The 20,599-nt window shown below is 66.6% G+C and carries 22 protein-coding genes; 10 read left to right on the top strand and 12 right to left on the bottom strand.

Annotated elements, in window-relative coordinates; genetic code table 11:
• Positions 1 to 43: 43 nt before the first annotated feature.
• Together AC5RWD_RS04145 and dapD are read right to left on the bottom strand one after the other, a co-directional pair.
• A complete protein-coding gene (locus tag AC5RWD_RS04145) occupies positions 44 to 895 on the bottom strand; it encodes a hypothetical protein (protein ID WP_494018823.1) in 852 nt (283 codons plus the stop codon).
• Between the two features lie 78 nt (positions 896 to 973).
• Positions 974 to 2,002, bottom strand: coding sequence for a 2,3,4,5-tetrahydropyridine-2,6-dicarboxylate N-succinyltransferase (gene dapD, locus AC5RWD_RS04140; RefSeq protein WP_494018822.1), 1,029 nt, complete (start codon positions 2,000 to 2,002; stop codon positions 974 to 976).
• A gap of 136 nt (positions 2,003 to 2,138) precedes the next feature.
• Here dapD and dapE point away from each other — a divergent pair, with 136 nt between their 5' ends.
• On the top strand, positions 2,139 to 3,263 hold the full coding sequence (gene dapE, locus AC5RWD_RS04135) for a succinyl-diaminopimelate desuccinylase (RefSeq protein WP_494018821.1): 1,125 nt from the start codon (positions 2,139 to 2,141) through the stop codon (positions 3,261 to 3,263).
• 112 nt (positions 3,264 to 3,375) lie between these two features.
• Here dapE and AC5RWD_RS04130 read toward each other — a convergent pair whose 3' ends face one another.
• The 4 genes from AC5RWD_RS04130 to AC5RWD_RS04115 form a co-directional block, all read right to left on the bottom strand.
• Positions 3,376 to 4,215, bottom strand: coding sequence for an amino acid ABC transporter permease (locus tag AC5RWD_RS04130; protein WP_494018820.1), 840 nt, complete (start codon positions 4,213 to 4,215; stop codon positions 3,376 to 3,378).
• Positions 4,212 to 4,862, bottom strand: a complete 651-nt coding sequence (locus AC5RWD_RS04125; protein WP_494018819.1) for an amino acid ABC transporter permease — start codon at positions 4,860 to 4,862, stop codon at positions 4,212 to 4,214. The genes AC5RWD_RS04130 and AC5RWD_RS04125 overlap by 4 nt, the downstream gene beginning before the upstream one ends.
• A 101-nt stretch (positions 4,863 to 4,963) precedes the next feature.
• Positions 4,964 to 5,851, bottom strand: coding sequence for a glutamate ABC transporter substrate-binding protein (locus AC5RWD_RS04120; RefSeq protein ID WP_494018818.1), 888 nt, complete (start codon positions 5,849 to 5,851; stop codon positions 4,964 to 4,966).
• Positions 5,852 to 5,940: 89 nt separating this feature from the next.
• Positions 5,941 to 6,696 carry an amino acid ABC transporter ATP-binding protein gene (locus tag AC5RWD_RS04115; RefSeq protein ID WP_494018817.1) on the bottom strand — a complete coding sequence of 252 codons (756 nt, stop codon included), beginning with the start codon at positions 6,694 to 6,696 and terminating at the stop codon, positions 5,941 to 5,943.
• 106 nt (positions 6,697 to 6,802) lie between these two features.
• Here AC5RWD_RS04115 and AC5RWD_RS04110 point away from each other — a divergent pair, with 106 nt between their 5' ends.
• The 4 genes from AC5RWD_RS04110 (at position 6,803) to AC5RWD_RS04095 (ending at position 9,834) form a co-directional block, all read left to right on the top strand.
• Positions 6,803 to 7,588 (top strand): LOG family protein, encoded by a 786-nt coding sequence (locus AC5RWD_RS04110; protein WP_494018816.1) that lies wholly within the window; start codon positions 6,803 to 6,805, stop codon positions 7,586 to 7,588.
• Positions 7,589 to 7,665: 77 nt separating this feature from the next.
• The gene (locus AC5RWD_RS04105; RefSeq protein WP_494018902.1) at positions 7,666 to 8,052 is read left to right on the top strand and encodes a DivIVA domain-containing protein; all 387 of its coding nucleotides are present in this window, start codon (positions 7,666 to 7,668) and stop codon (positions 8,050 to 8,052) included.
• 170 nt (positions 8,053 to 8,222) lie between these two features.
• The gene (locus AC5RWD_RS04100) at positions 8,223 to 9,419 is read left to right on the top strand and encodes a hypothetical protein (protein WP_494018901.1); all 1,197 of its coding nucleotides are present in this window, start codon (positions 8,223 to 8,225) and stop codon (positions 9,417 to 9,419) included.
• 247 nt (positions 9,420 to 9,666) lie between these two features.
• Positions 9,667 to 9,834, top strand: a complete 168-nt coding sequence (locus tag AC5RWD_RS04095; RefSeq protein WP_003805139.1) for a DUF3117 domain-containing protein — start codon at positions 9,667 to 9,669, stop codon at positions 9,832 to 9,834.
• 75 nt (positions 9,835 to 9,909) lie between these two features.
• On the opposite strand, the gene AC5RWD_RS04090 is transcribed toward AC5RWD_RS04095, so the two are convergent.
• Positions 9,910 to 10,542, bottom strand: coding sequence for an O-methyltransferase (locus tag AC5RWD_RS04090; RefSeq protein ID WP_003805138.1), 633 nt, complete (start codon positions 10,540 to 10,542; stop codon positions 9,910 to 9,912).
• 319 nt (positions 10,543 to 10,861) lie between these two features.
• Between AC5RWD_RS04090 and sigE the strand changes: the two genes are divergently transcribed.
• From sigE to AC5RWD_RS04075, 3 genes are all read left to right on the top strand, one after another.
• Complete coding sequence (gene sigE, locus AC5RWD_RS04085) at positions 10,862 to 11,479, top strand: RNA polymerase sigma factor SigE (RefSeq protein WP_494018815.1); 618 nt, start codon at positions 10,862 to 10,864, stop codon at positions 11,477 to 11,479.
• 8 nt (positions 11,480 to 11,487) lie between these two features.
• Positions 11,488 to 12,420, top strand: coding sequence for an anti-sigma factor (locus AC5RWD_RS04080; RefSeq protein WP_494018814.1), 933 nt, complete (start codon positions 11,488 to 11,490; stop codon positions 12,418 to 12,420).
• A gap of 90 nt (positions 12,421 to 12,510) precedes the next feature.
• On the top strand, positions 12,511 to 12,909 hold the full coding sequence (locus AC5RWD_RS04075; RefSeq protein ID WP_306924636.1) for a twin-arginine translocase TatA/TatE family subunit: 399 nt from the start codon (positions 12,511 to 12,513) through the stop codon (positions 12,907 to 12,909).
• Positions 12,910 to 12,957: 48 nt separating this feature from the next.
• Here AC5RWD_RS04075 and AC5RWD_RS04070 read toward each other — a convergent pair whose 3' ends face one another.
• The 3 genes from AC5RWD_RS04070 to AC5RWD_RS04060 are packed head-to-tail and all read right to left on the bottom strand — an operon-like array spanning position 12,958 to position 16,082.
• Positions 12,958 to 14,085, bottom strand: coding sequence for an Mrp/NBP35 family ATP-binding protein (locus tag AC5RWD_RS04070; RefSeq protein ID WP_494018813.1), 1,128 nt, complete (start codon positions 14,083 to 14,085; stop codon positions 12,958 to 12,960).
• 10 nt (positions 14,086 to 14,095) lie between these two features.
• Positions 14,096 to 14,815 (bottom strand): DUF1003 domain-containing protein, encoded by a 720-nt coding sequence (locus tag AC5RWD_RS04065; protein WP_494018812.1) that lies wholly within the window; start codon positions 14,813 to 14,815, stop codon positions 14,096 to 14,098.
• Positions 14,799 to 16,082 carry a magnesium transporter MgtE N-terminal domain-containing protein gene (locus tag AC5RWD_RS04060; RefSeq protein ID WP_494018811.1) on the bottom strand — a complete coding sequence of 428 codons (1,284 nt, stop codon included), beginning with the start codon at positions 16,080 to 16,082 and terminating at the stop codon, positions 14,799 to 14,801. Before AC5RWD_RS04060 ends, AC5RWD_RS04065 begins: the two co-directional genes overlap by 17 nt.
• Positions 16,083 to 16,159: 77 nt before the next feature.
• Here AC5RWD_RS04060 and AC5RWD_RS04055 point away from each other — a divergent pair, with 77 nt between their 5' ends.
• The gene (locus tag AC5RWD_RS04055; protein ID WP_494018810.1) at positions 16,160 to 17,107 is read left to right on the top strand and encodes a YflT domain-containing protein; all 948 of its coding nucleotides are present in this window, start codon (positions 16,160 to 16,162) and stop codon (positions 17,105 to 17,107) included.
• 67 nt (positions 17,108 to 17,174) lie between these two features.
• Here AC5RWD_RS04055 and AC5RWD_RS04050 read toward each other — a convergent pair whose 3' ends face one another.
• Positions 17,175 to 18,764: an aminopeptidase P family protein gene (locus AC5RWD_RS04050; protein WP_494018809.1), complete on the bottom strand. Its 1,590-nt coding sequence runs from the start codon at positions 18,762 to 18,764 to the stop codon at positions 17,175 to 17,177.
• Positions 18,765 to 18,868: 104 nt separating this feature from the next.
• Here AC5RWD_RS04050 and AC5RWD_RS04045 point away from each other — a divergent pair, with 104 nt between their 5' ends.
• Positions 18,869 to 19,714, top strand: a complete 846-nt coding sequence (locus AC5RWD_RS04045) for a PHP domain-containing protein (protein ID WP_494018808.1) — start codon at positions 18,869 to 18,871, stop codon at positions 19,712 to 19,714.
• Positions 19,715 to 19,726: 12 nt separating this feature from the next.
• On the opposite strand, the gene AC5RWD_RS04040 is transcribed toward AC5RWD_RS04045, so the two are convergent.
• Entirely contained in the window at positions 19,727 to 20,599 is an 873-nt protein-coding gene (locus tag AC5RWD_RS04040; protein ID WP_494018807.1) for a DNA-methyltransferase, read from the bottom strand.

Below are 20,599 nucleotides of genomic sequence, written 5' to 3'. Positions count from 1 at the left end.
GGCCCGGCGGTCACGGATCTAGGGCCCGTGGGGCACGACGGATTCAGGGTCCGCCGGCAGCAAGCGTGATGGCCACGCCGCCGACGGCGGCCGGTGCATCCTGCCACCCGTTTCGGGCCTTCCTGTCCCAGCGCTTTCCGTCCACGTCCACGCGTTCCACGGAGAACTCTTTGGCGTTTGCCACCGCCCAGTGGGCCACGGACCAGGCAAAGCTGTCGCTGACGTCCACCTGCAGCGTCTGGCCGGTGGACGTCGTGGGGATGCTTCCGTACGAGGCGTCCAGCTCATTGAGCAGGGCGGCGGGGTCGCCGGCGGTGTCCGGCGAGCGGAGAGTGCAGTTCAGGGCAGCCGGGGACTCGCCCGTCAGCGCCGAGGCGAACGACCTGCCCATCGCCTCGTGCTCGGCGTATGCCGCCGGGTAGGCGGAGCGCTGGACCCGCTGGGCGGCGTCGGTTATTTCCAAGGTGGCATAGCCGGGCACCTTCACGAGGGCATCGTAGAAGGCGTTCGTGGCATAGACCGGGTCCATCACCTGGTCCTGGGTGCCCCAGCCCTGGGACGGGCGCTGCTGGAAGAGTCCCCTGGAGTCCGGTCCGGCAAGATCGCCGTGGTCGATGTTCCGGAGCTTGGATTCCTGCATCGCGGTGGCCAGGGCTATGCTGGCTGCCCGCGGAGGGAGACCGCGGCGCACTGACACCGCTGTGATCAGCGCAGCGTTCGCGGCCTGGTCGGTGGCCAGTGTGGCCCGCTGGGAGCCGACGGCGGCGGTGCATTCCTCTGTGATCAGCTGTTCAGAGCGCTGCAGCAAAGTGGTCGCTGTGTAGATGCCGCCCGCAACCAGGACGAGGGAGAGGCCGGTGATGGCAGCTCCGCGCAGTCTGCGTCCGCGTGTCACGTGGTTACTCCAGCAATCTGCCGGCACGCCCTATTGGGTGGCGTGCCGGCTACGTCCTCACGGTCAGTTGGCGTGCGGTCAGTTGGCGTGCAGGGCGTCGTTCAGTTCCACGGTCTGGCCCTTGCGGGGCAGGACTTCAACTTCACCGGTGGTGGAGTTGCGGCGGAAGAGCAGGTTCGGCACGCCGGACAGCTCCACTGCCTTAACGATCTTGCTGGTGTCCTCGCCGTCGGCGTCCTTGGGGCCGGCAACGCGGACACGGGTGCCTGCCGTGACGTACAGCCCTGCCTCCACCACGGAGTCGTCCCCGATGCTGATGCCCACGCCGGAGTTGGCGCCCAGCAGGACGCGCTGGCCCAGGGATACCTTTTCCTTGCCGCCGCCGGACAGGGTGCCCATGATGGAGGCGCCGCCGCCGACGTCGGTGCCGTCCCCGGCCACCACGCCGGCGGAGATGCGGCCCTCAACCATGGAGGTGCCCAGGGTGCCGGCGTTGAAGTTCACGAAGCCCTCGTGCATGACCGTGGTGCCTTCGGCGAGGTGGGCACCCAGCCGCACGCGGTCGGCGTCGGCAATGCGGACGCCCGCCGGGACGACGTAGTCCACCATGCGCGGGAACTTGTCCACGCCGTAGACAGTGACGGCGCCGCGCTTGCGCAGCTTGGCGCGGGTCAGTTCGAACCCGTCCACGGCGCACGGGCCGAAGTTGGTCCAGACGACGTTGGGGAGCTTGCCGAAGATGCCGTCAAGGTTGATGCTGTTGGGCTGGACCAGACGGTGCGAGAGGAGGTGCAGGCGCAGGTAGGCGTCGGCGGTGTCGGCCGGGGCTTCGTCCAGGTTGATCTGGACGAACACCACCTTCTGTTCGGTGCCGCGGTCGGCGTCAGTGCCGGCGGCTGCGATGTCCGTCAGGGTTTCGTCGGCGTTTTCCACGGCGCGGAGGCTTTCGGCGGCCACACCGAGGGCGGGGGCCGGGAACCAGGTATCGAGCACGGTGGCTTCGCCGTTCCGCGTGGCGATGGTGGCTACGCCAAATCCATAGGCCGAACGGGAGTCGTCGGACAGTGTCTGGGCAGCGGGCACGGCGGAAGAAGCGGTTTCAGTCATGCGCCAAGTCTATCGAGACGAGGTGCACGCACCGAAACCGGTCCGCACGTCTCTGTGTCGCATTTCGGGGCGTTCCGGGCGCCGGGAACGCCCCGACTGGTGCCGGGCTGGGACGGGCAGGTGCGGATACAGTGGGATGGTGATTGCCGAAACAGCCCCCGTAACCCTCGACCTGCGCCAGGATGTGGCACTGCTGACCTCCGCGCTGATCGACATCAACAGCGTCTCCGGGAATGAGCGCGAGCTGGCGGATGCCGTCGAGTCTGCACTCCGCCGGCTGCCCGGCCTCGAACTGGTGCGTGACGGCGACTCCATCATCGCCCGCACCAATCTCGGCCGGAGCGAACGGGTCATCCTGGCAGGGCACCTGGACACGGTGCCGCTGCCGGTCACGGAAGGCTCGCTGGGAACGGTGCCGTCCACCTGGCCGTCGGGAGTCCCCGGCGACGGCGTCCTGTACGGCCGCGGCGCCACGGACATGAAGGGTGGCGTTGCGGTCCAACTCGCACTGGCCGCTTCAATGTTCGACGGCGGGGCGGAACCGGGCAAGGACGTCACCTTTGTGTTTTACGACCATGAGGAGGTGGAGGCGGTCAAGAGCGGGTTGGGCCGGCTGGTGCGGAACCACGGCGGGCTCCTCGGCGGCGACTTTGCCATCCTCCTCGAACCGACCGACGGCACTGTGGAGGGCGGCTGCAACGGCACCATGCGGTTCCACGCCATCACCTCCGGCGAGGCTGCACACTCGGCCCGGGCATGGATGGGACGCAACGCGATCCACGCCGCCGCGCCCATCCTGGAACGGCTCGCGGCGTACAGACCGCAGACCGTGGCCGTGGATGGGCTGGACTACCGGGAAAGCCTGAACGCCGTGAAGATCCATGGCGGCACCGCGGGCAACGTCATCCCGGACCGCTGTGTCGTGGAGATCAACTACCGCTTCGCCCCGGACAAGACCCCCGATGAGGCGGAGGCGCATGTGCGCGCGCTGCTGGGCGGTTTCGACGTGGTCCGTACGGACAGCGCCGCCGGCGCGCGGCCGGGACTGAACCACCCTGCCGCCGCGTCCTTCGTGGCCGCCGTTGGTGGCGAGCCGAAACCCAAATACGGCTGGACCGACGTTGCCCGCTTCAGCGAACTGGGCATCCCCGCCGTGAACTTCGGGCCCGGGGACGCGCTCCTGGCGCACAAGGACAACGAGCACGTGGAGGCCGAAGCCATCCGTACGTGCCTTCGGGCGCTGCAGACGTGGCTGTCCTGAGCATGCTGTCGTGAGCCTTTGACGTTAGGGGCGCGGGCAGTTCAAACACGCATCAAACACGAAGGGTCCGCAGCCGGATGGCTGCGGACCCTTCGCTGTATCGGCCTGCCGTTTATTTCACTATGGTGGAGACGCCGGCGGTGGGGGCCTTCGCCACTCCGCCGGCTGCCTTCTTGGACCCGTGCCGTTCAATCCAGATGGCCAGCCGGGACACCGCCAGGTTAATGGCGATGTAGATGGCCGCGGCCACGAAGAACACCGGAAACAGGAACTGCGGGCCCAGGAAGTCAGCCATCACCTGTACCGCGCGCAGCAGCTCGGCGTAGGCCACGATGTAGCCCAGCGACGTGTCCTTCAGCAGGACCACCAGCTGCGCCACGAGGGATGGCAGCATGCGGCGAACCGCCTGCGGCAGCTCGATGCTCAGCCGGGACTGGAAGCTGGTCAGGCCGATCGCCAAACCCGCTTCGCGCTGGCCCCGGGGCAGGGACTGGATGCCCGCGCGGATGATCTCCGCGAAGATCGCGGCGTTGTAGAGCACCAGGCCGGCCACCACGGCGATGAACGAACTGGTGGCGAACACCAGCAGCACGAACAGCATCATCAGGACCACGGGCATGCCGCGCAGGAACTCGAGCACGATCCTGGTGGGAATCCTGATCCAGGCAACGTCGGAGATGCGCATCAGGCATAGCAGAAGTCCCAGCGGAAAGGCAATGACCGCCGCGATGGCGGCCGCGCTCAGCGTAGCGCCGATACCGTTGGCGATCAGCGACCAGACGTCCGCCTGCCCGAAGATGGCCCAGCGCTGCGCCTGGAAGATGCCCTGCTGGGCGAGGGTCATGATGGCCCAGGCCAGCAGGATGGCGATCAGGACGACGCCGATCACGGAACCGATCAGCGAGATGCGGCGGGCCTTGGGGCCGGGGACGTCGTAGAGAACCGAACTCATCGGGCGATCGCCACCTTTCGTTCGACCTGGTGGGCGAGGTAGCCCAGCGGCACGGTGATCAGGAGATAGAAGAAGGCGACGCCCACCAGCACCCACATGACGGCGTCGCCGTGGTCGTTGGCCAGCTGCTTGCCGTAGCCGAACAGTTCCAGCACGTAGAAGGCACCGGCCACCGAGGAGTTTTTCACGAGCGCGATGAGGATGTTGATCATCGGCGGGATCACGGTGCGCAGTGCCTGCGGAAGGATGATGAGGGAGAGCACCTGGCCGAACTTCATGCCGATGCTGCGGGCCGCCTCGGCCTGGCCCACGGGAACGCTGTTGACGCCCGAGCGCACAGCCTCGGCGATAAACGCGGAAGTGTAGGCGCTCAGGGCGATGATGGCTGCGATCTCGAACTGCTGGAAGGTCACACCCAGCCGGGGGAGGACCACCGCCGCGAAGAAGAATGCGATGGTCAGCGGCGTGTTACGCACCACCTCCACATAGGCCATGCTGAAGCCGCGGAGGGCAGCCACGGGGGAGACCCGGGCGGCGGCCAGCAGGGTGCCCACAACCAACGCGATGATGCCGGAAACGGCGGCCAGGAACAGGGTTCTGAGAAAGCCGTCCCAGTATTGGGGAAGGCTTTCAATAATGACGTCCATAGGATCCTTTAGCTGCGTTCAGGGGAAATGTGCGGAAAACGGAAGCGGCGGTTACCGGCAGGCCATGGAATGCACAGCCGCCGGTAACCGCCACGAGCGTCCTAGTAGCGGTCGATGGCCGGAAGTTCCGGTGCCGTCTTGATAACCGCGCCGGCGGTATCCTCCCAGGCCTTCTTGTAGGATCCGTCCTTGCCGAAGGCCTCGAGCTGGTCGTTGATCCAGTTGCGGAACTCGGTGTCGCCCTTCTTCAGGCCGATGCCGTAGGGCTCCTTGGTGAAGGTCTCATCGGATGCCAGCTTGAAGGCGTCCGGTTCCTTGTTGACGAAGCCGGCCAGGATCACGTTGTCGGTGGTGATTGCCTCAACCTGCTTGTTCCGCAGCGGCTCAAGGCAGCCCGAGTAGGTGGCGGCCGGGACAAGGACCGCGCCGTACTTCTCCACGATGGTGGAAGCCGGGGTGGAGCCCGTCACAGAGCAGACGTTCTTGCCCTTGACGTCTTCGGGCTTGGTGATGGACGTGTTGTCCTTGTTCACCATCAGCGCCTGGCCGGCTTCGTAGTACGGGCCGGCGAAGTCGACTTCGGTCTTGCGCTTGTCATTGATGGTGTAGGTGGCCACGATCAGGTCCACCTTGCCCTGCTTGATGAACTGCTCGCGGTTGGCGGAGACGGTCTCAACCCATTCAATCTTGTCAGCGGGGATGCCCAGCTTGGCGGCGAGCAGCTTGCCGATTTCAACGTCGAAACCGACTGGCTTGCCGTCCAGGCCCTTCTGGCCGAACAGCGGCTGGTCGAACTTGGTTCCGATGGTCACCTTGCCGGCCGAGGCGAGCTTTTCCATGGTGGTGCCTGCAGCGAAGCTGGGCTTTTCGACCGGCGTGGGGTTGGAGCCGGTCCCGGTGCCGCCGCCGCCGCAAGCGCTCAGTGTAAGAGCGATCGCCGCGGATGCTGCTGCCAGAAGGGATTTCCTTCGGGTCAAAAATGCCTTCATGACATTCCTTTCATTGGGCGGCCGCCGGTGACGGCCTGGGTGCGAAAATCGGGTGGTCTTGAAGTTGGTGGGGATTGCTGGATCGGTTGTCAGTGCGTGAGCAGCTTGGACAGGAAGTCCTTGGCGCGGCTGCTCTGGGGATTGGTGAAGAACTCCTCCGGAGTGGCGTCCTCCACGATTTGTCCGTCCGCCATGAACACCACACGGTCGGCGGCCTTGCGGGCGAAGCCCATCTCGTGGGTGACCACGATCATGGTCATGCCCTCCTTGGCCAGCTGGATCATGACGTCCAGGACCTCGTTGATCATCTCGGGGTCGAGCGCCGAAGTCGGCTCGTCGAACAGCATGACCTTGGGCTTCATGGCGAGGGCGCGTGCGATGGCCACACGTTGCTGCTGGCCGCCGGAGAGCTGGGCCGGGAGCTTGGGCGCCTGGTGGCCCACGCCCACGCGTTCAAGCAGGGCCATGGCCTCCTTGTCCGCTTCCGCCTTGGAAACACCCTTGACCTTGATGGGGCCCAGCGTCACATTTTCCAGGATGGTCTTGTGCGCGAACAGGTTGAACGACTGAAATACCATGCCGACGTCGGCGCGCAGCCGGGCAAGCTCCTTGCCCTCCTCGGGCAGCAGCTTGCCGTCAATGGCGATGTCGCCGTCGTCGATGGTTTCCAGCCGGTTGATGGCCCGGCACAGTGTGGACTTCCCCGAACCTGACGGGCCGATGACCACAACCACCTCGCCCTTGCGGACCTGGAGGTTGATGTCCTTCAGAACGTGCAGCTGACCGTAATGCTTGTTGACGGCATTCAGAGAGACGAGTGCATCGCCGGGCAGTTGAGTAGTCATAGGTAAGAATCTAGCGAAGATTGCTCGGTTATGACCGGAATCACTCCAACTTCCCGCTGATCGTAATTCAAGAGATACCTGCTGGTCAGCAGGTTAGCCTTGGGGGATGAGCATCAACGCAGATCCGTCAAAGTCAGTACAGCCCCGCCGGAAAGGGCCCCTCGAGTTGCGCCGCAAGCAGGCTGCAGTGGAGATGTCGGATCAGCGCCTGCTCGACACAAAAGGCCCCGGCCACTTCATCCACACTGATCCCTGGCGGGTCATGCGGATCCAGAGCGAGTTCGTCGAAGGCTTCGGCGCCCTTTCCGACCTGGGCCAGGCGGTCAGCGTTTTCGGCTCCGCGCGCACCAAGCCCGGAAGTGCGTTCTACGACATGGGCGTCGAGGTGGGACGCAAACTTGCAGAAGCGGGCGTGGCCGTCATTACCGGCGGCGGGCCCGGCTCGATGGAAGCGGCCAACAGGGGAGCGGTGGAAGGCAACGGCGTCTCCGTTGGCCTCGGCATCGAGTTGCCGTTCGAGCAGGGCCTGAACCAGTGGGTGGACCTCGGCATCAACTTCCGCTACTTTTTCGCACGCAAGACCATGTTCGTGAAGTACGCCCAGGGCTTCATCGTTCTTCCCGGAGGCCTCGGCACGCTGGATGAGCTCTTCGAAGCCATGGTCCTCGTCCAGACGCAGAAGGTGACCTCGTTCCCGATCGTCCTTCTGGGCGCGGCGTTCTGGGGGCCGATGATCGACTGGATCAGGGGAACGCTGGTGGCCGAGGGGATGGTCTCGGAAAAGGACCTGGACCTGATCCAGGTAGTGGACACCCCGGAGGAAGCGGTGAATCTGGTCCTCCATGGCCACGTCCGGGCGCCCGCCACCAACGGCGACCAGCGGCCCGAGTAGCAGTAGCCCGGGCATGCTGCCAGGCAGCCCCGCGCGGGTAAGCGGCAGGTGGGGCTGTGTCTGGCACGATTGGTGATGTGAGTTCCTTCCTCGTTTTCCTCGCCATCGTCCTGATTGGAGCCACCGCCCTCATCGGGACCGACCTTGGGGCGGGCATGCTGCGGAAGAAACGCGCACGCGCACCCTTCGCCAAAGAGGGCTTCCAGGACGGGTTCGATGACCCCGTGGCTTCCCTGCCTCCTGTGCTGCTTCCCGCCGACGCCACACCGGCCGACGTTGACCATGTCCGGTTCGCGCTAGGGCTGCGGGGTTACCGGATGGACCAGGTGGACCAGGTGCTGGATGACCTGCGCGACCAGCTGGCCGCCAGGAACGCGGAAATAGAAAGCCTCCGCGAGCAGCTGCGCGTCTGCACCGGACAGTTGACTGCCGCCGAACTGCCGGCCGCCGAGGACCGGACGTGAGCTCGCCTATGCCGCCTCCGGGCGCCGTTCCGCCAGGCAGCCCCGTTCCGCCGGGCGCCGTTCCGTCGGTCAGCCCCGTTCCGCCAGCAGCAGCCGATCCCCCTTCGCCGGATGAGGGGACGCGGCTGGACACGGCGTTCCGGCACGCCGCCGTGCGGCTCGGCGGCCGCGTGGTCCGCTGGCCGTGGTGGGTCCAGGTGGGGGCGGTCTACGTGGCCGCCCGGCTGGTCAGCGCCTGCATCTTCATGTCGGCCGCCCTGCACCAGGGCTTCAACCCCTGGTTCCCGGCCAAGCCCGACTACTGGAACTTCATCAACATCTGGGACGCGCGCTGGTACGAATCCGTCATGACCGGCGGGTACCCGTCCGAACTCCCGGTGGATGCAGCCGGCAACGTCCAGGAGAACACCTGGGCCTTCTATCCGCTGTTTCCAACGCTGGGGCGGATGCTCGCCGCTACCACGGGCATGGGCCCCGCCAGCGCCCTCATCCTGATCGCGATGTTCGCCGGGCTGGCCGCCTCGCTGGTGGTCTACCAGCTTTTCCGCACCCGGGCAGCCCACTGGCCGGCCATGTGGGGCGTCGCATTCTTCTCCACCTTCCCCGTCTCGCCGGTGCTCCAGGTGCCGTACGCGGAATCCCTGAACCTCCTGCTGCTTGCCGCAGCGCTGCTGCTGGTGGTCCGGCGCCACTACCTGTGGGCCATCCCCGTGGTGCTGGCCATGTGCCTTTCCCGGCCCACGGGTGTGCCGTTTGCTGCGACCGTCGGGATCCTGTTCCTGTACCGCGCCGGTGAGGCATGGCTCGCCGCACGGAACCACCGGCCGGCCGCCACAGCGGGCCCGATCCACAGCCGGAACGAACTGTGGTCCCTCGCCGGGCTGACCGCCGTCAGCGGTGCCGGCGCCCTTGCCTGGCCCGCCATCGCGTGGGCGGCCACCGGCGACATCGCCGCGTACACCAAGACCGAAACCGTATGGCGCGGACACGACCTCGTGCCCTTCAAACCCTGGTTCGATACCGGCGTCCTGTTGTTCGGGCCCGTGCTGGGGCTGGTGGCACCGTTTGTCTTCGTGGCGGTGTTCGGGCTGTTCATGGCCTCCCCGCCGGTGCGCCGGCTGGGAACAGAACTCCGGCTGTGGTGCCTGTGCTACATGGGATACCTCGTGGTGTTCCTGCATCCGCAGACCAGCACGTTCCGCATGCTGCTTCCGCTGTTTCCGCTTGCGCTGGCTGCTGCGCTCGTCTCCCGGTCCAGGGCGTACCGCGGCGCCGTGATCACGATGTTCGTCCTGTTGCAGATCGTGTGGGTGGTGTGGCTGTGGGCCTGGGCGCAGCTGCCGGGCGGAGGGGATTATCCGCCGTGACGGGCCCGCGGTTTCCCCGGTGTGAGGCTGCAACGGGGCGCAGGAATCCGCACATGAACGAATTGTCCATCGATTAGCTACAGACGGGTAATTACAGGATAATAGGTAATAAGCAAGGACAAAAAGCATTGGGATTGTTCAGCCATGGCGGCTGCCGAAAGGACCGCCAGGGCGGCATTGTTTTGACCACGCGGACTCAGCCCGGCCGGGCTGCTCGGTCCTGGGACTACTGGAGGGGATATTCCTCATGGCGGCTATGAAACCACGCACCGGCGACGGCCCTATGGAAGTAACCAAGGAGGGCCGCAGCCTGATCATGCGTGTGCCGCTCGAAGGCGGGGGCCGGCTGGTGGTTGAACTCAATGCCACAGAGGCGGCCAACCTCAAGGACTGCCTCGTCGGCGTCACAGAATAGAAGCAAAGGCAGGGCCCGCAGCCGGATGGCTGCGGGCCTTGCCTCTTTCGACGTCCTGCCGTTTCGTGGACCTGCCTACTTCTTGACCGCCACCAGCAGCCCGTCGCCGGTGGGGAGCATGGCGGAAGCCAGCCGGTCGTCGTCGCGCACGGCCTTGCCCACCTGCCGCAGCACAACGGTCGTCGCGTCGCGGGCCGCCGGGTTCGACACGCGGTCCTTGTCCAGGGCGTCATTGACGATCAGCAGGCCGCCGGTCTTGAGCAGGCGTACGGCCTGCTCCACGTAGCGGGGAAAGTTGGGCTTGTCGCCGTCGATGAACACGAGGTCATAGGCGGCGTCGGTGAGCCTCGGCAGGACATCGCCGGCACGGCCGGAGATGGTGCGGGTGCGGTTGGCCGGACTGCCGGCCTCCTGGAACGCCTCCCGCGCGGCCTTCAGATGCTCCACGTCCACATCGATCGTGGTGAGCACGGCCTGCGGGCCGAGGCCGCGGAGCAGGCAGACGCCCGAAACGCCGGCGCCGGTACCGATCTCGACGGCGGTCTGCGCCTTGGAGGCCGCGGCCAGTACAGTCAGCACGGCGCCAACGCCACGGCCAATGGGCGTTACACCAAGCTCGAACGAACGCTCCCGGGCGCGCAGCAAGACCTCATCCTCGGCAGGCAGATCTTCTGCATAGGACCAGCTCGTGGACTTATCGGCGCTCATGGATTTCGCTTTCTGGGCGGCAGGGGGCATGTCATTACAGCGTACTTGGTTGGACGGTCCCCGAGCGGCACGTGACAGCGGGGGACGCCTGTGATGGCGCATACTTTCACGCTGCGCGGTGAATGGCGAAGAAAATCCTCGGAACCCAGGCGCGAAAACCCGGCAAACAGTTGCGCTTTTAGCAAAGAGGGGCTCCGCAGTCAGGAAATTCCCAGCCAACTTTGACATGATAATAATCCGCTCATCCAAGTGGTGATCGGCGCCGAACCAATGATGTAAAGCACGTCAGGCGTTATTACATCCACGAGGGGAGTGGACGATGTCAGCATCCGTTGCGGCACCTGTCCCTGCAACTGAAGAGCAAGCTGCCGAGTGGGCGATGCCCACGTGGGAAGAAGTGGTCACCAACCACTCCGCCAAGGTGTACCGGCTCGCCTACCGCCTTACCGGCAACAAATACGACGCCGAGGACCTCACCCAGGAGGTGTTCGTCCGCGTCTTCCGTTCCCTGGAGAACTTCAAGCCCGGAACCCTGGATGGCTGGCTGCACCGGATCACCACCAACCTCTTCCTGGACCAGGCGCGGCGCAAGAGCCGCATCCGCTTTGACGCGCTCGCCGAGGACGCCGAATCACGGCTGCCCGGCCGGGAACCCGGCCCCGAGCAAAGCTTCGAACTCAACAACCTGGACCTCGACGTCCAGGCCGCCCTCGAGGAACTCCCGCCGGACTTCCGCGCCGCCGTCGTCCTGTGCGACCTTGAGGGACTGTCGTACGACGAGGTCGCCGAGGCCCTTGGCGTGAAGCTGGGCACGGTGCGTTCACGGATCCACCGCGGCCGGACCATGCTGCGTGAAAAGCTTGCCCACCGGGATCCGCGCCCGCAGCAGGCGCGCAAGCCGCGGCTGAAAATGCCCCGCATCGCCGGCATTCTCTGATCGGCGACATGCGTCAGCTACATCGCTTGCTGGAGGGGCTCAGGACCAAGACAGGGTTTCCGCCGCTTGCCGGCGGCCGGCACCGGCAGACGACGGACCATATCCGCGCGTGCGCCGAATGCGCCAGTGCACTGCACCGGCAGCGCCAGTACATTGAGCGGCTCCGTACTGCAGCAGTCCCGGCCGCCAGTGAGGAACTGACAGCGAGGCTCCTGCTCCGCACCCAGCAGCTGGCCATGGCCCCTGCCCCCGTTTCCCGGCCCAGCCGGGTGATGCTCGCGGGGCTGGCCGGCGGGGTGGCCGTCGTGGCGGCAGGGGCAGTCGCCGCCGGGGCTTACACGGTTGCGGGCGAACCCAGGCAGTACGCAGCGGGCACGGCCGCGCTCTACGGCCAGTCCGGGCATTCCCCGGGAACAGACAGCCGCCTGGCCGCGCTGCGGTCCTCCGGCTGGACCTGCCCTGAACTGCGCGCCATGGGCTTCCACCTTGTTTCCGCCAGTACTACGGTGCTGGCAGGCCGCCCTACCGTGGAACTGCGCCTCACGGACGGGCAGCACACGGCACGGATTCTGGAACAGCACCAGGGCTCGCCGGCAGCACCCTGGCCGGTCAACCCGCTCACCGGGCATCCGGCCGGCAGCGACGGATACGTTGCCGCTGAGCTGCCGGGAACGACGGCGGACGGCCAGGTATGGGTCAAGGCGGGACCGCCGTGGAGCGCGATTTACCAGACGCCGCGGAGCACCTTCACCTACGTATCGGACCTGCCCGCCACCTCGGCTGACGACGCCGTGGCGATGCTCGCAGGGGCTGGAAGTGCGGCGGGTCCAGGCATTGCGGCAGGAACGGACGCGGCCGGCGGAAGTGCCTCGACACAGGAGACTGTCGTCGACCGGGTGGAACGCGGCCTCCGCAAAATAGCCCGCCAGATGGGGCTTTGAGACGCATCCCCGTACGTGCAGCATGCCTTCAGGGGACGCTGGCCGGGCCGAAATCGTCACTGCCTCCCCGGAGAGGGTAATCTTCCTAAAGTGTTTGGAATCAACGGCCCGGAGTTTATCCTTCTGCTGCTCATCGGCATTCTGGTGATCGGCCCCCAGCGGCTGCCCGAATACACCCAGAAGCTGGCAAACCTGGTCCGTGAAGTGCGCCGGATGGCCTCCGGCGCGCGGGAACAGATCAAGGAAGAAGTCGGCATCGACATCGATGACGTCGACTGGAAGAAATATGACCCCCGCCAGTACGATCCGCGCCGCATCATCAAGGAAGCGCTCCTCGAGGACGACACCAAGCCGGTCAGCTCCGGCGGTCCTGCGGCCGTAGCCGCAGCGGCATCAGCCGCCGCGTCCCACAACGAGGAACGGCCGGCACGCATCATCGAAAGCCTGGGCGTGGGCGAGCGGGCACCCTTCGATTCCGAGGCCACGTAGCGGGTTTCCGACACGCAACGGGCCTGCGCAGTCAGCGGTCCGGCCCAGTCAGCGGGGCTGGACGTCCAGCTTCATCCCTGCCAGTCCCCGCGGCCTGGCCGCGAGCTTCCCCGCGATGCCGGACAGCGCCGCCGCTGCAGGCGTGTCCGGGCCCCCCAGGACAATGGGCATGCCTGAGTCGCCGCCTTCGCGCAGGAGAATGTCCAGCGGAATCTGGCCCAGCAGTGGCACGTCGGTGCCGGTCGACGCGCTGAGCCTTTCGGCGAGCACCTCCCCGCCGCCGGTGCCGAACAGCTCCATCCGGCCGCCGTCGGGCATTTCCAGGAACGACATGTTCTCGATGACCCCGGCCACCGTCTGTCCGGTCTGGGTGGCGATGGCGCCGGCACGCTCGGCGACGTCGGCCGCGGCGGCCTGGGGGGTGGTGACCACCAGGATCTCGGCCTTGGGCAGCAGCTGCGCTACCGAGATGGCGATGTCGCCGGTGCCCGGCGGCAGGTCCAGGAACAGCGCATCCAGGTCGCCGAAGTAGACGTCGGTGAGGAACTGCTCGAGGGCCCGGTGCAGCATGGGTCCGCGCCAGGCCACGGGCTGGTTTCCGGTAACGAACATGCCGATGGAAATAACCTTCACGCCGTAGGCCACCGGCGGCAGGATCATGTCGTCCACACGGGTGGGCGCCTGGGTGATTCCCATTAGGGCCGGCACCGAGAAGCCGTACACGTCCGCGTCCACGATCCCCACGCGCAGCCCCTGCGCCGCGAGGGAACAGGCGAGGTTGACCGTCACCGAGGACTTTCCCACACCGCCCTTGCCGCTGGCCACCGCGAAGACCTTGGTGAGGGACCCTGGCTGGTTGAACGGAATGCCCCGTTCGCCGCCGGGCCCGCGCAGCTGCTCCTTCAGCGCATCGCGCTGCGCCTGGGTCATGACCTTCAGGTCCACCTCGACGGCGGTCACGCCGGGAACATCCAGCAGCGCTGCCTCGGAGTCCCTCGTGATTGTGTCGCGGAGCGGGCAGCCGGCAATGGTGAGCAGCACCGCCAGGCGGACGGTCCCGTCGTCGGAGATCTCCACAGAGTCCACCATGCCAAGTTCGGTGATGGGGCGGCGGAGTTCCGGGTCGATGACGGTTGCCAGGGCAGCGTTGACTGCCTGCTCGAGGGTGGTGCTCATGCCGTGGTGCTCAGCTTTCGGGGGTGGTGGGTCGGTGGGCTGCCCGGCCCTGGCGCGTTTTTTCGGACTTGACCTTGGGGATCTGCTGCGTGCGGGGATTGCGTTGCTTCTCCCGCTTCTCCTTCAGCTTTTCCCGGACCAGTTCGCGCGGCGACTCATGGCTTCCGGGCCCGGACGGCTCGTGCGTGCGGAGCTCCTCCTGGGCTTCCAGCAGGTCCTCCAGCAGGCTGCGCAGTTCCGCCCGGACGTAGTCGCGGGTGGCCACTTCACGCAGTGCGATACGCAGCGAGGCCAGTTCCCGGGTGAGGTATTCGGTGTCCGAGAGGTTGCGCTCCGCCCGCTGGCGGTCCTGCTGGAGCGACACGCGGTCGCGGTCGTCCTGGCGGTTCTGCGCGAGCAGCAGCAGCGGCGCGGCGTAGGACGCCTGCAGGGACAGCATCAGCGTCAGGAGCGTGAAGCCGAGTTCGACCCGGTCGAACTGCCAGGCGGTGGGGGCGAAGGTGTTCCAGGCCAGCCAGAATACACAGAACACGGTCATGTAGAGCAGGAACTGCGGCGTGCCCATGAAACGGGCGAAGCCCTCCGTCGCGTGGCCGAACGCGTCGGGGTTCGGCGAAAACTTGGGGAGGATTCTCTGGCGGCCGCTCAGCGGCGTGTCCAGGCTTCCCTGGCCTGCCGGCTTTCCGCCCGGGCGGGTTCCCTTTGCCGTGTTCTCAGCCAATGCGGCCACCAAGCTTCCTGACCGGGGCTTCGCCGTCATTCGCCCGCCAGTCATCAGGCAGCAGATGGTCCAGGACGTCATCCACCGTTACGGCGCCCACCAGGCGGCCAGCCTGGTTGACCACCGGCAGCGAGTTCAGGTTGTACGTGGCCAGCGTGCGGGCCACTTCGCTGATGTGCGCCAGGTCCGAGAGGGGCTCGAGGTTCTTGTCCACGAGGTTGCCCAGCGACTCGAACGGCGGGAAGCGCAGCAGCTGCTGGATGTGCACCACGCCGAGGAACCGGCCGGTGGGCGTTTCCAGCGGAGGGCGGGCAATGAAGATGGACGAGGCGAGGGCAGGGGAGAGTTCCTCGCGGCGGACGTGGGCGAGTGCTTCTGCGACCGTCGCTTCAGGCGGGAGGATCACGGGCACGGGGGTCATGAGGCCGCCGGCGGTGTCTTCGTCGTATTCGAGGAGGCGCCTGACGTCCTCGGCGCCCTCGGGTTCCATCAGCTGAAGGAGTTCCTCCGCCTGGGCGGTCGGGAGCTCGCCGAGGAGGTCGGCGGCATCGTCCGGGTCCATCTCCTCCAGGACGTCCGCGGCGCGCTGGACGTCGAGGGCGGAGAGGATTTCCACCTGGTCGTCCTCGGGCAGCTCCTGAAGGACGTCCGCGAGCCGCTCGTCCTGCAGTTCGCTCGCCACTTCAAAGCGCCGTTTGTCGCTCATTTCCTGCAGCGCCTCCGCGAAGTCCGCGGGCTTGAGGTCCTCGTGGTTCGCCACGAACTGGGTGGCTGCCTGCGGTTCTGTCTTCGCTCCCTGGTGCGCGTCGGACCAGTCGATGATCATCGTTTCGTTGCGGCGCAGCCTGCTCAGGGGTGCCAGGGAATGTCCCCGCCGGACGAACAGCTTGCTCACGAACCAGTCGCCCGAGCGGTGCTGGTCCATGGCGATGTCCTCGATGGTGGCGTCGCCGCTGCCGTCGGTCAGGGTCACCCGACGGTCGAACATTTCGGCCACCACCAGGGTCTCTGCCCCGCGCTGTTCGAAGCGCCGCAGGTTGACCAGCCCGGTGCAGATGATCTGCGTCTGGTCAATGGAGGTGATCCGGGTCATCGGGACGAATACGCGCTTCTTGCCGGGAACCTCGACGACGATGCCCACTACGTGCGGGGCGCCCCGGGTTCCACGGGAGAGCACGACGACGTCACGCAACCGTCCCAGACGGTCGCCCAGAGGGTCGAAGACGTCCAGTCCGAGAAGGCGCGCAACAAAGACGCGGGTAGGATTCGTGCTCACCTCTACAGGCTACCGAGTCTGCTCTCTTTTAGCTGAATTTTCAGCTTTCACCCACCCTTATGGGCAAGAATGGGGGTATGGCTAACATTTTTGGTGCTCCGAAGGCTGCGCCCAACGGCTCGGACGAGTCGAAGACTGTCCCCAGCGGGGATACCGTCGGCTCGTATACCTCCTACCTGGACGCCCAGAAGGCCGTTGACTACCTCGCTGACCAGCAGTTCCCGGTGCACCTGGTGTCCATCGTAGGGAACGACCTCAAGATGGTGGAACGCGTGACAGGGCGCCTCAGCTACCCGCGGGTGGCGCTCTCGGGCGCCCTGAGCGGCATGTGGTTCGGCCTGTTCGTCGGCGTCATGCTGTCCTTCTTCACACCCGCCGGCGGGACGTTCTCCATCATCAGCTCCGTGCTGATGGGCGCGGCGTTCTTCATGCTGTTCGGGATCGTCACCTACGCCATGCAGCGCGGCAAGCGCGACTTCACGTCCACCAGCCAGGTGGTTGCCACCAGTTACGACGTCATCGTGGCGCTCGAGGCGGCCCACGAGGCACGGCGGCTGCTTCAGCAGCTTCCGATGACGCCGTCCGACGCCACTGCGGGTGCGCGTCCGCAGCCGCACCCCCAGCACGACTACCAGAACCAGCCCTACCAGCAGCCGGGCCGGCACCAGGGGCCGCCGCAGGGCCCGTCCCAGGGCCAGGCGCCGCAGCGGCCTGCGGGCTGGAACGATCCCTACGGCCAGCGCGGCCAGGACGCCAACGGGCAGTACGGCACAGGTCCGCAGGGCCAGGGCGGCCAGCCGTACGGCGCGGAGCAGCCGCACGGTTCCGGCCAGCAGGCCGGCGTCAACCAGCAGGGGCAGCAGTACGGCGCCAGCCAGCAGGGGCAGGGCACGGAAGGCGCGCAGCCAGCAGGTCAGCGCCCGGCGTCCGTCCGCTACCCGGACCTGCCGGACGGTCGCCCGCAGTATGGCGTACGGGTGGATCCGAACCAGGCTGACCAGGGCCGGGACGGACAGCAGCAGTAGCAAGAGACAGCAAAAAGGGACGGCCACCGGATCACCGGTGGCCGTCCCTTTTTGCGGTACAGGACTCTTAACCCTTGGCGTCGATCTCCTGGTAGATGCCGGCCATCCAGGCCTCGACGTCGCCCGCGCTGCGGGGCAGCGCCGCGCTGAGGTTCACGGGGCCCTCGGCAGTCATCAGGATGTCGTCCTCGATGCGCACGCCAATGCCCCGGTACTCCTCCGGAATGGCGAGGTCCTCCTGCTTGAAGTACAGGCCCGGTTCGATGGTGAAGACCATTCCCTCGTGCAGCACGCCGTCCAGGTACAGTTCGCGCTTGGCCTGGGCGCAGTCGTGGACGTCGAGGCCGAGGTGGTGGCTGGTGCCGTGCGGCATCCAGCGCCGGTGCTGCTGGCCGTCCTCGCCGAGGGCCTCCTCGACGGAAACCGGGAGCAGGCCCCATTCGGCAAGGCGCTCCGCGAGGACAGTGGTTGCGGCGGTGTGGACGTCGCGGAACTTCACGCCGATCTGGGCGGCCGCGAAGCCGGCGTCGGCTGCGTCGAGGACGGCTTGGTAGATCTTGCGCTGCACGTCCGAGAACCTGCCGTTGGCCGGGAGCGTGCGGGTGACGTCCGCGGTGTAGAGCGAATCCGCCTCAACGCCGGCGTCCAGCAGGAGGAGTTCGCCGGCGTTGACCTTGCCGGTGTTGCGGGTCCAGTGCAGCACGGTGGCGTTGTTGCCGGCGGCGGCAATGGTGTCATAGCCAAGTTCGTTGCCTGCCTCCCGGGCGCGGGCGAAGAAGGCGCCTTCCACGACGCGCTCACCGCGTTCGTGCGTCAGGGCGCGGGGCAGCGCCTTGACCACTTCGGTGAAGCCCTCTACCGTCGCGGCCACGGCGATCTTCATCTGCTCGATTTCCCACTCGTCCTTGGTCAGGCGCAGTTCGGAGAGTGCTTCGGAGAGCTTATCGTCGAGGGCGTCCAGCACGCCTAGGTCCAGGTTGTCCGGGTCCTTTGCTGTGTTGTAGCGGGCGGTGTCCACGAGCGCGTCGATGTTTTCGTCCACCTTGCGCACCAGGCGGATGGAGACGCCGCCGATTTCGGGGGCGCCGACGTTCTTGGTGACGGCCACCTCGAGTTCATCGATGTGGGCTGTGGGGATTCCGAGCCGTGCCTCAAACTCGGCCAGCGTGGGCCGGGGCCCGATCCAGAACTCTCCCGACCGCGCGTCGGCGTAGAACTGTTCGGTGTCCCGTCCGGCCAGCGGCCGGAAGTAGAGCGTGGCGCGGTGGCTGCCGCCGTCGTCGCCCTTTCCCTCCTCAACAGGTTCGAAGATGAGCACGGCGTCGGGCTCATGGTCCAGCCCGAGGCCGGTGAGGTGGGCGAAGCCGGAGTGCGGCCGGAAGCGGTAGTCGCAGTCGTTGGACCGGACCTTCAGGGCGCCGGCCGGAAACACCAGGCGTTCACCCTTGAACTGGTCGGAGATGGCCCGCCGCCTCTTCGCGGCGTGGCTGGCGACGGCGTCCCGTTCAGGGGTCACCTGCGGGGCGGGCGCCCAGTTGCTGGCCATGAAGGCCTTGAAAGCCGCGGAACTGGGCCGCTGGGAGCGGTTGTTGACGCGCTCTTCCAGGGGCTGGGAAGCTGTGTTTTCACCGTTGTGGGTGTTGTCTGCAGAGTTCACCGTCCCATCGTCTCACCAGCCGAGCGGCTTAGGCCAACACCGGCACGGGCGGGAGAATCATCCCATCCAGGCCATAGAGGCGCGCCATCTACTAGGCTGGGCTGGTGAGGATCGATCTGCACGCCCACTCGAATGTTTCCGACGGCACGGAAACCCCTGCTGAGGTCATGGCCGCTGCGGCGGCGGCAGGGCTGAATGTCATTGCGCTGACGGACCACGACTCCACGGACGGCTGGGAGGAAGCGTCCCGGGCGGCGATAGACAATGGAGTGGCAGTGGTGCCCGGCATGGAGATTTCCTGCCGGACGGAGCACGGGATCAGCGTCCACCTCCTGAGCTACCTGCACGACCCCACGCATCCCGGCCTGCTCGAGGAAATCACGAAGGCCAGGGAAGCCCGCCTCACGCGGGCCGAACGCATGGTCACGCTGCTGGCCGAGGATTACCCCCTGAGCTGGGACGACGTGATCCACCATGTGGCGCCGGGCGCCACGCTGGGAAGGCCGCACATCGCAGACGCCCTGGTGGCGGCGGGCGTGGTGGCGGACCGTTCCGAGGCCTTCACCTCGATCCTGACTTCCCACTCCCGCTACTTCGTCCAGCACTACGCGCCGGAGCCGGCCCTCGCCGTCGAACTGGTCCGTGCCGCGGGCGGCGTTCCTGTCTTTGCCCACCCCGTCGCCTCCGCGCGGGGACGCATCGTGGGTGAAAGTACGTACCACAACATGATCGACGCCGGCCTGGCCGGGCTGGAGGTCAACCACCGGGACAATCCGGAAGAGGGCCGGGAATTCCTGCGGAGGCTTGCCGCCCAGCACGGGCTCCTGGTGACCGGGTCCTCGGACTATCACGGCCTGGGCAAGCCGAACCGGCTGGGCGAGAACCTGACCGCGCCGGACGTGTTCGAGCGGATCGAGGAGCTGGCCACGGGCACCGCCGTCGTGCGCTAGATCCCCGGATAACTACGCGGGCGGGCAGGACGCGATTTCGGCGTGCGCGCCGAGCCGCTTGACCATGACGTCGATGGCCGGCTGGTTCTGGTCCACGCAGACGAACCGGCGGCCCATCTTGGCCGCCACAGCTCCCAGAGTTCCGGAACCGGCGAAGAAATCGAGGCACCAGTCGCCCGGACGGCTCGACGCCGCCACCACCCGTCGCACCAGGCCCTCGGGCTTCTGCGTGGGGTAGCCGGTCTTTTCCTTGCCCGTGGGGGAGACGATGGTGTGCCACCAGACATCCGTGGGCAGCTTGCCCAGCTCACGTTTGGCCGGAGTCACGAGGCCCGGTGCCATGTAGGGCTCCCGGTCCACTTCGGCGCTGTTGAAGTGGTACTTGGCCGGGTTTTTGACGTAGACGAGAATGTTGTCGTGCTTGGTGGGCCAGCGGTTTTTGGCGCGCGCACCGTAGTCGTAGGCCCAGATGATCTCGTTGAGGAAGCACTCACGGCCAAAGATAGCGTCGAGCATGACCTTGGCGTAGTGCACCTCGCGGTAGTCAAGGTGCAGGTACAGCGTGCCGTCGTCGGCCAGGAGCCGCCAGGCCTCCACCAGGCGCGGCTCGAGGAAGGACCAGTAGTCGCTGAAGGCGTCGTCATACCGGTGCAGAGCGCCCTTGATCGTGTCGTAGGAGCGGCCCTTAAAGCCCACCCGGTCGCCGTCGCCGTCGGCATTGAGCACCATCCGTGTTTCCTGGCGCTGCTGGGCCCGGCCGGTGTTGAAGGGCGGGTCCACGTAAATGAGTGTGAAGGCGCCGTCCGGCAGCGTGGGGAGGAAGTCCGCGTTATCCGCGTGCACCACCAGGTTGCTGCCGTCCGGCGCCCAGACAGGTTCAGTCAT

It is taken from the genome of Arthrobacter sp. CMU6 (genome assembly GCF_059090205.1).
This window is presented reverse-complemented; position numbering and strand designations above follow the sequence as displayed.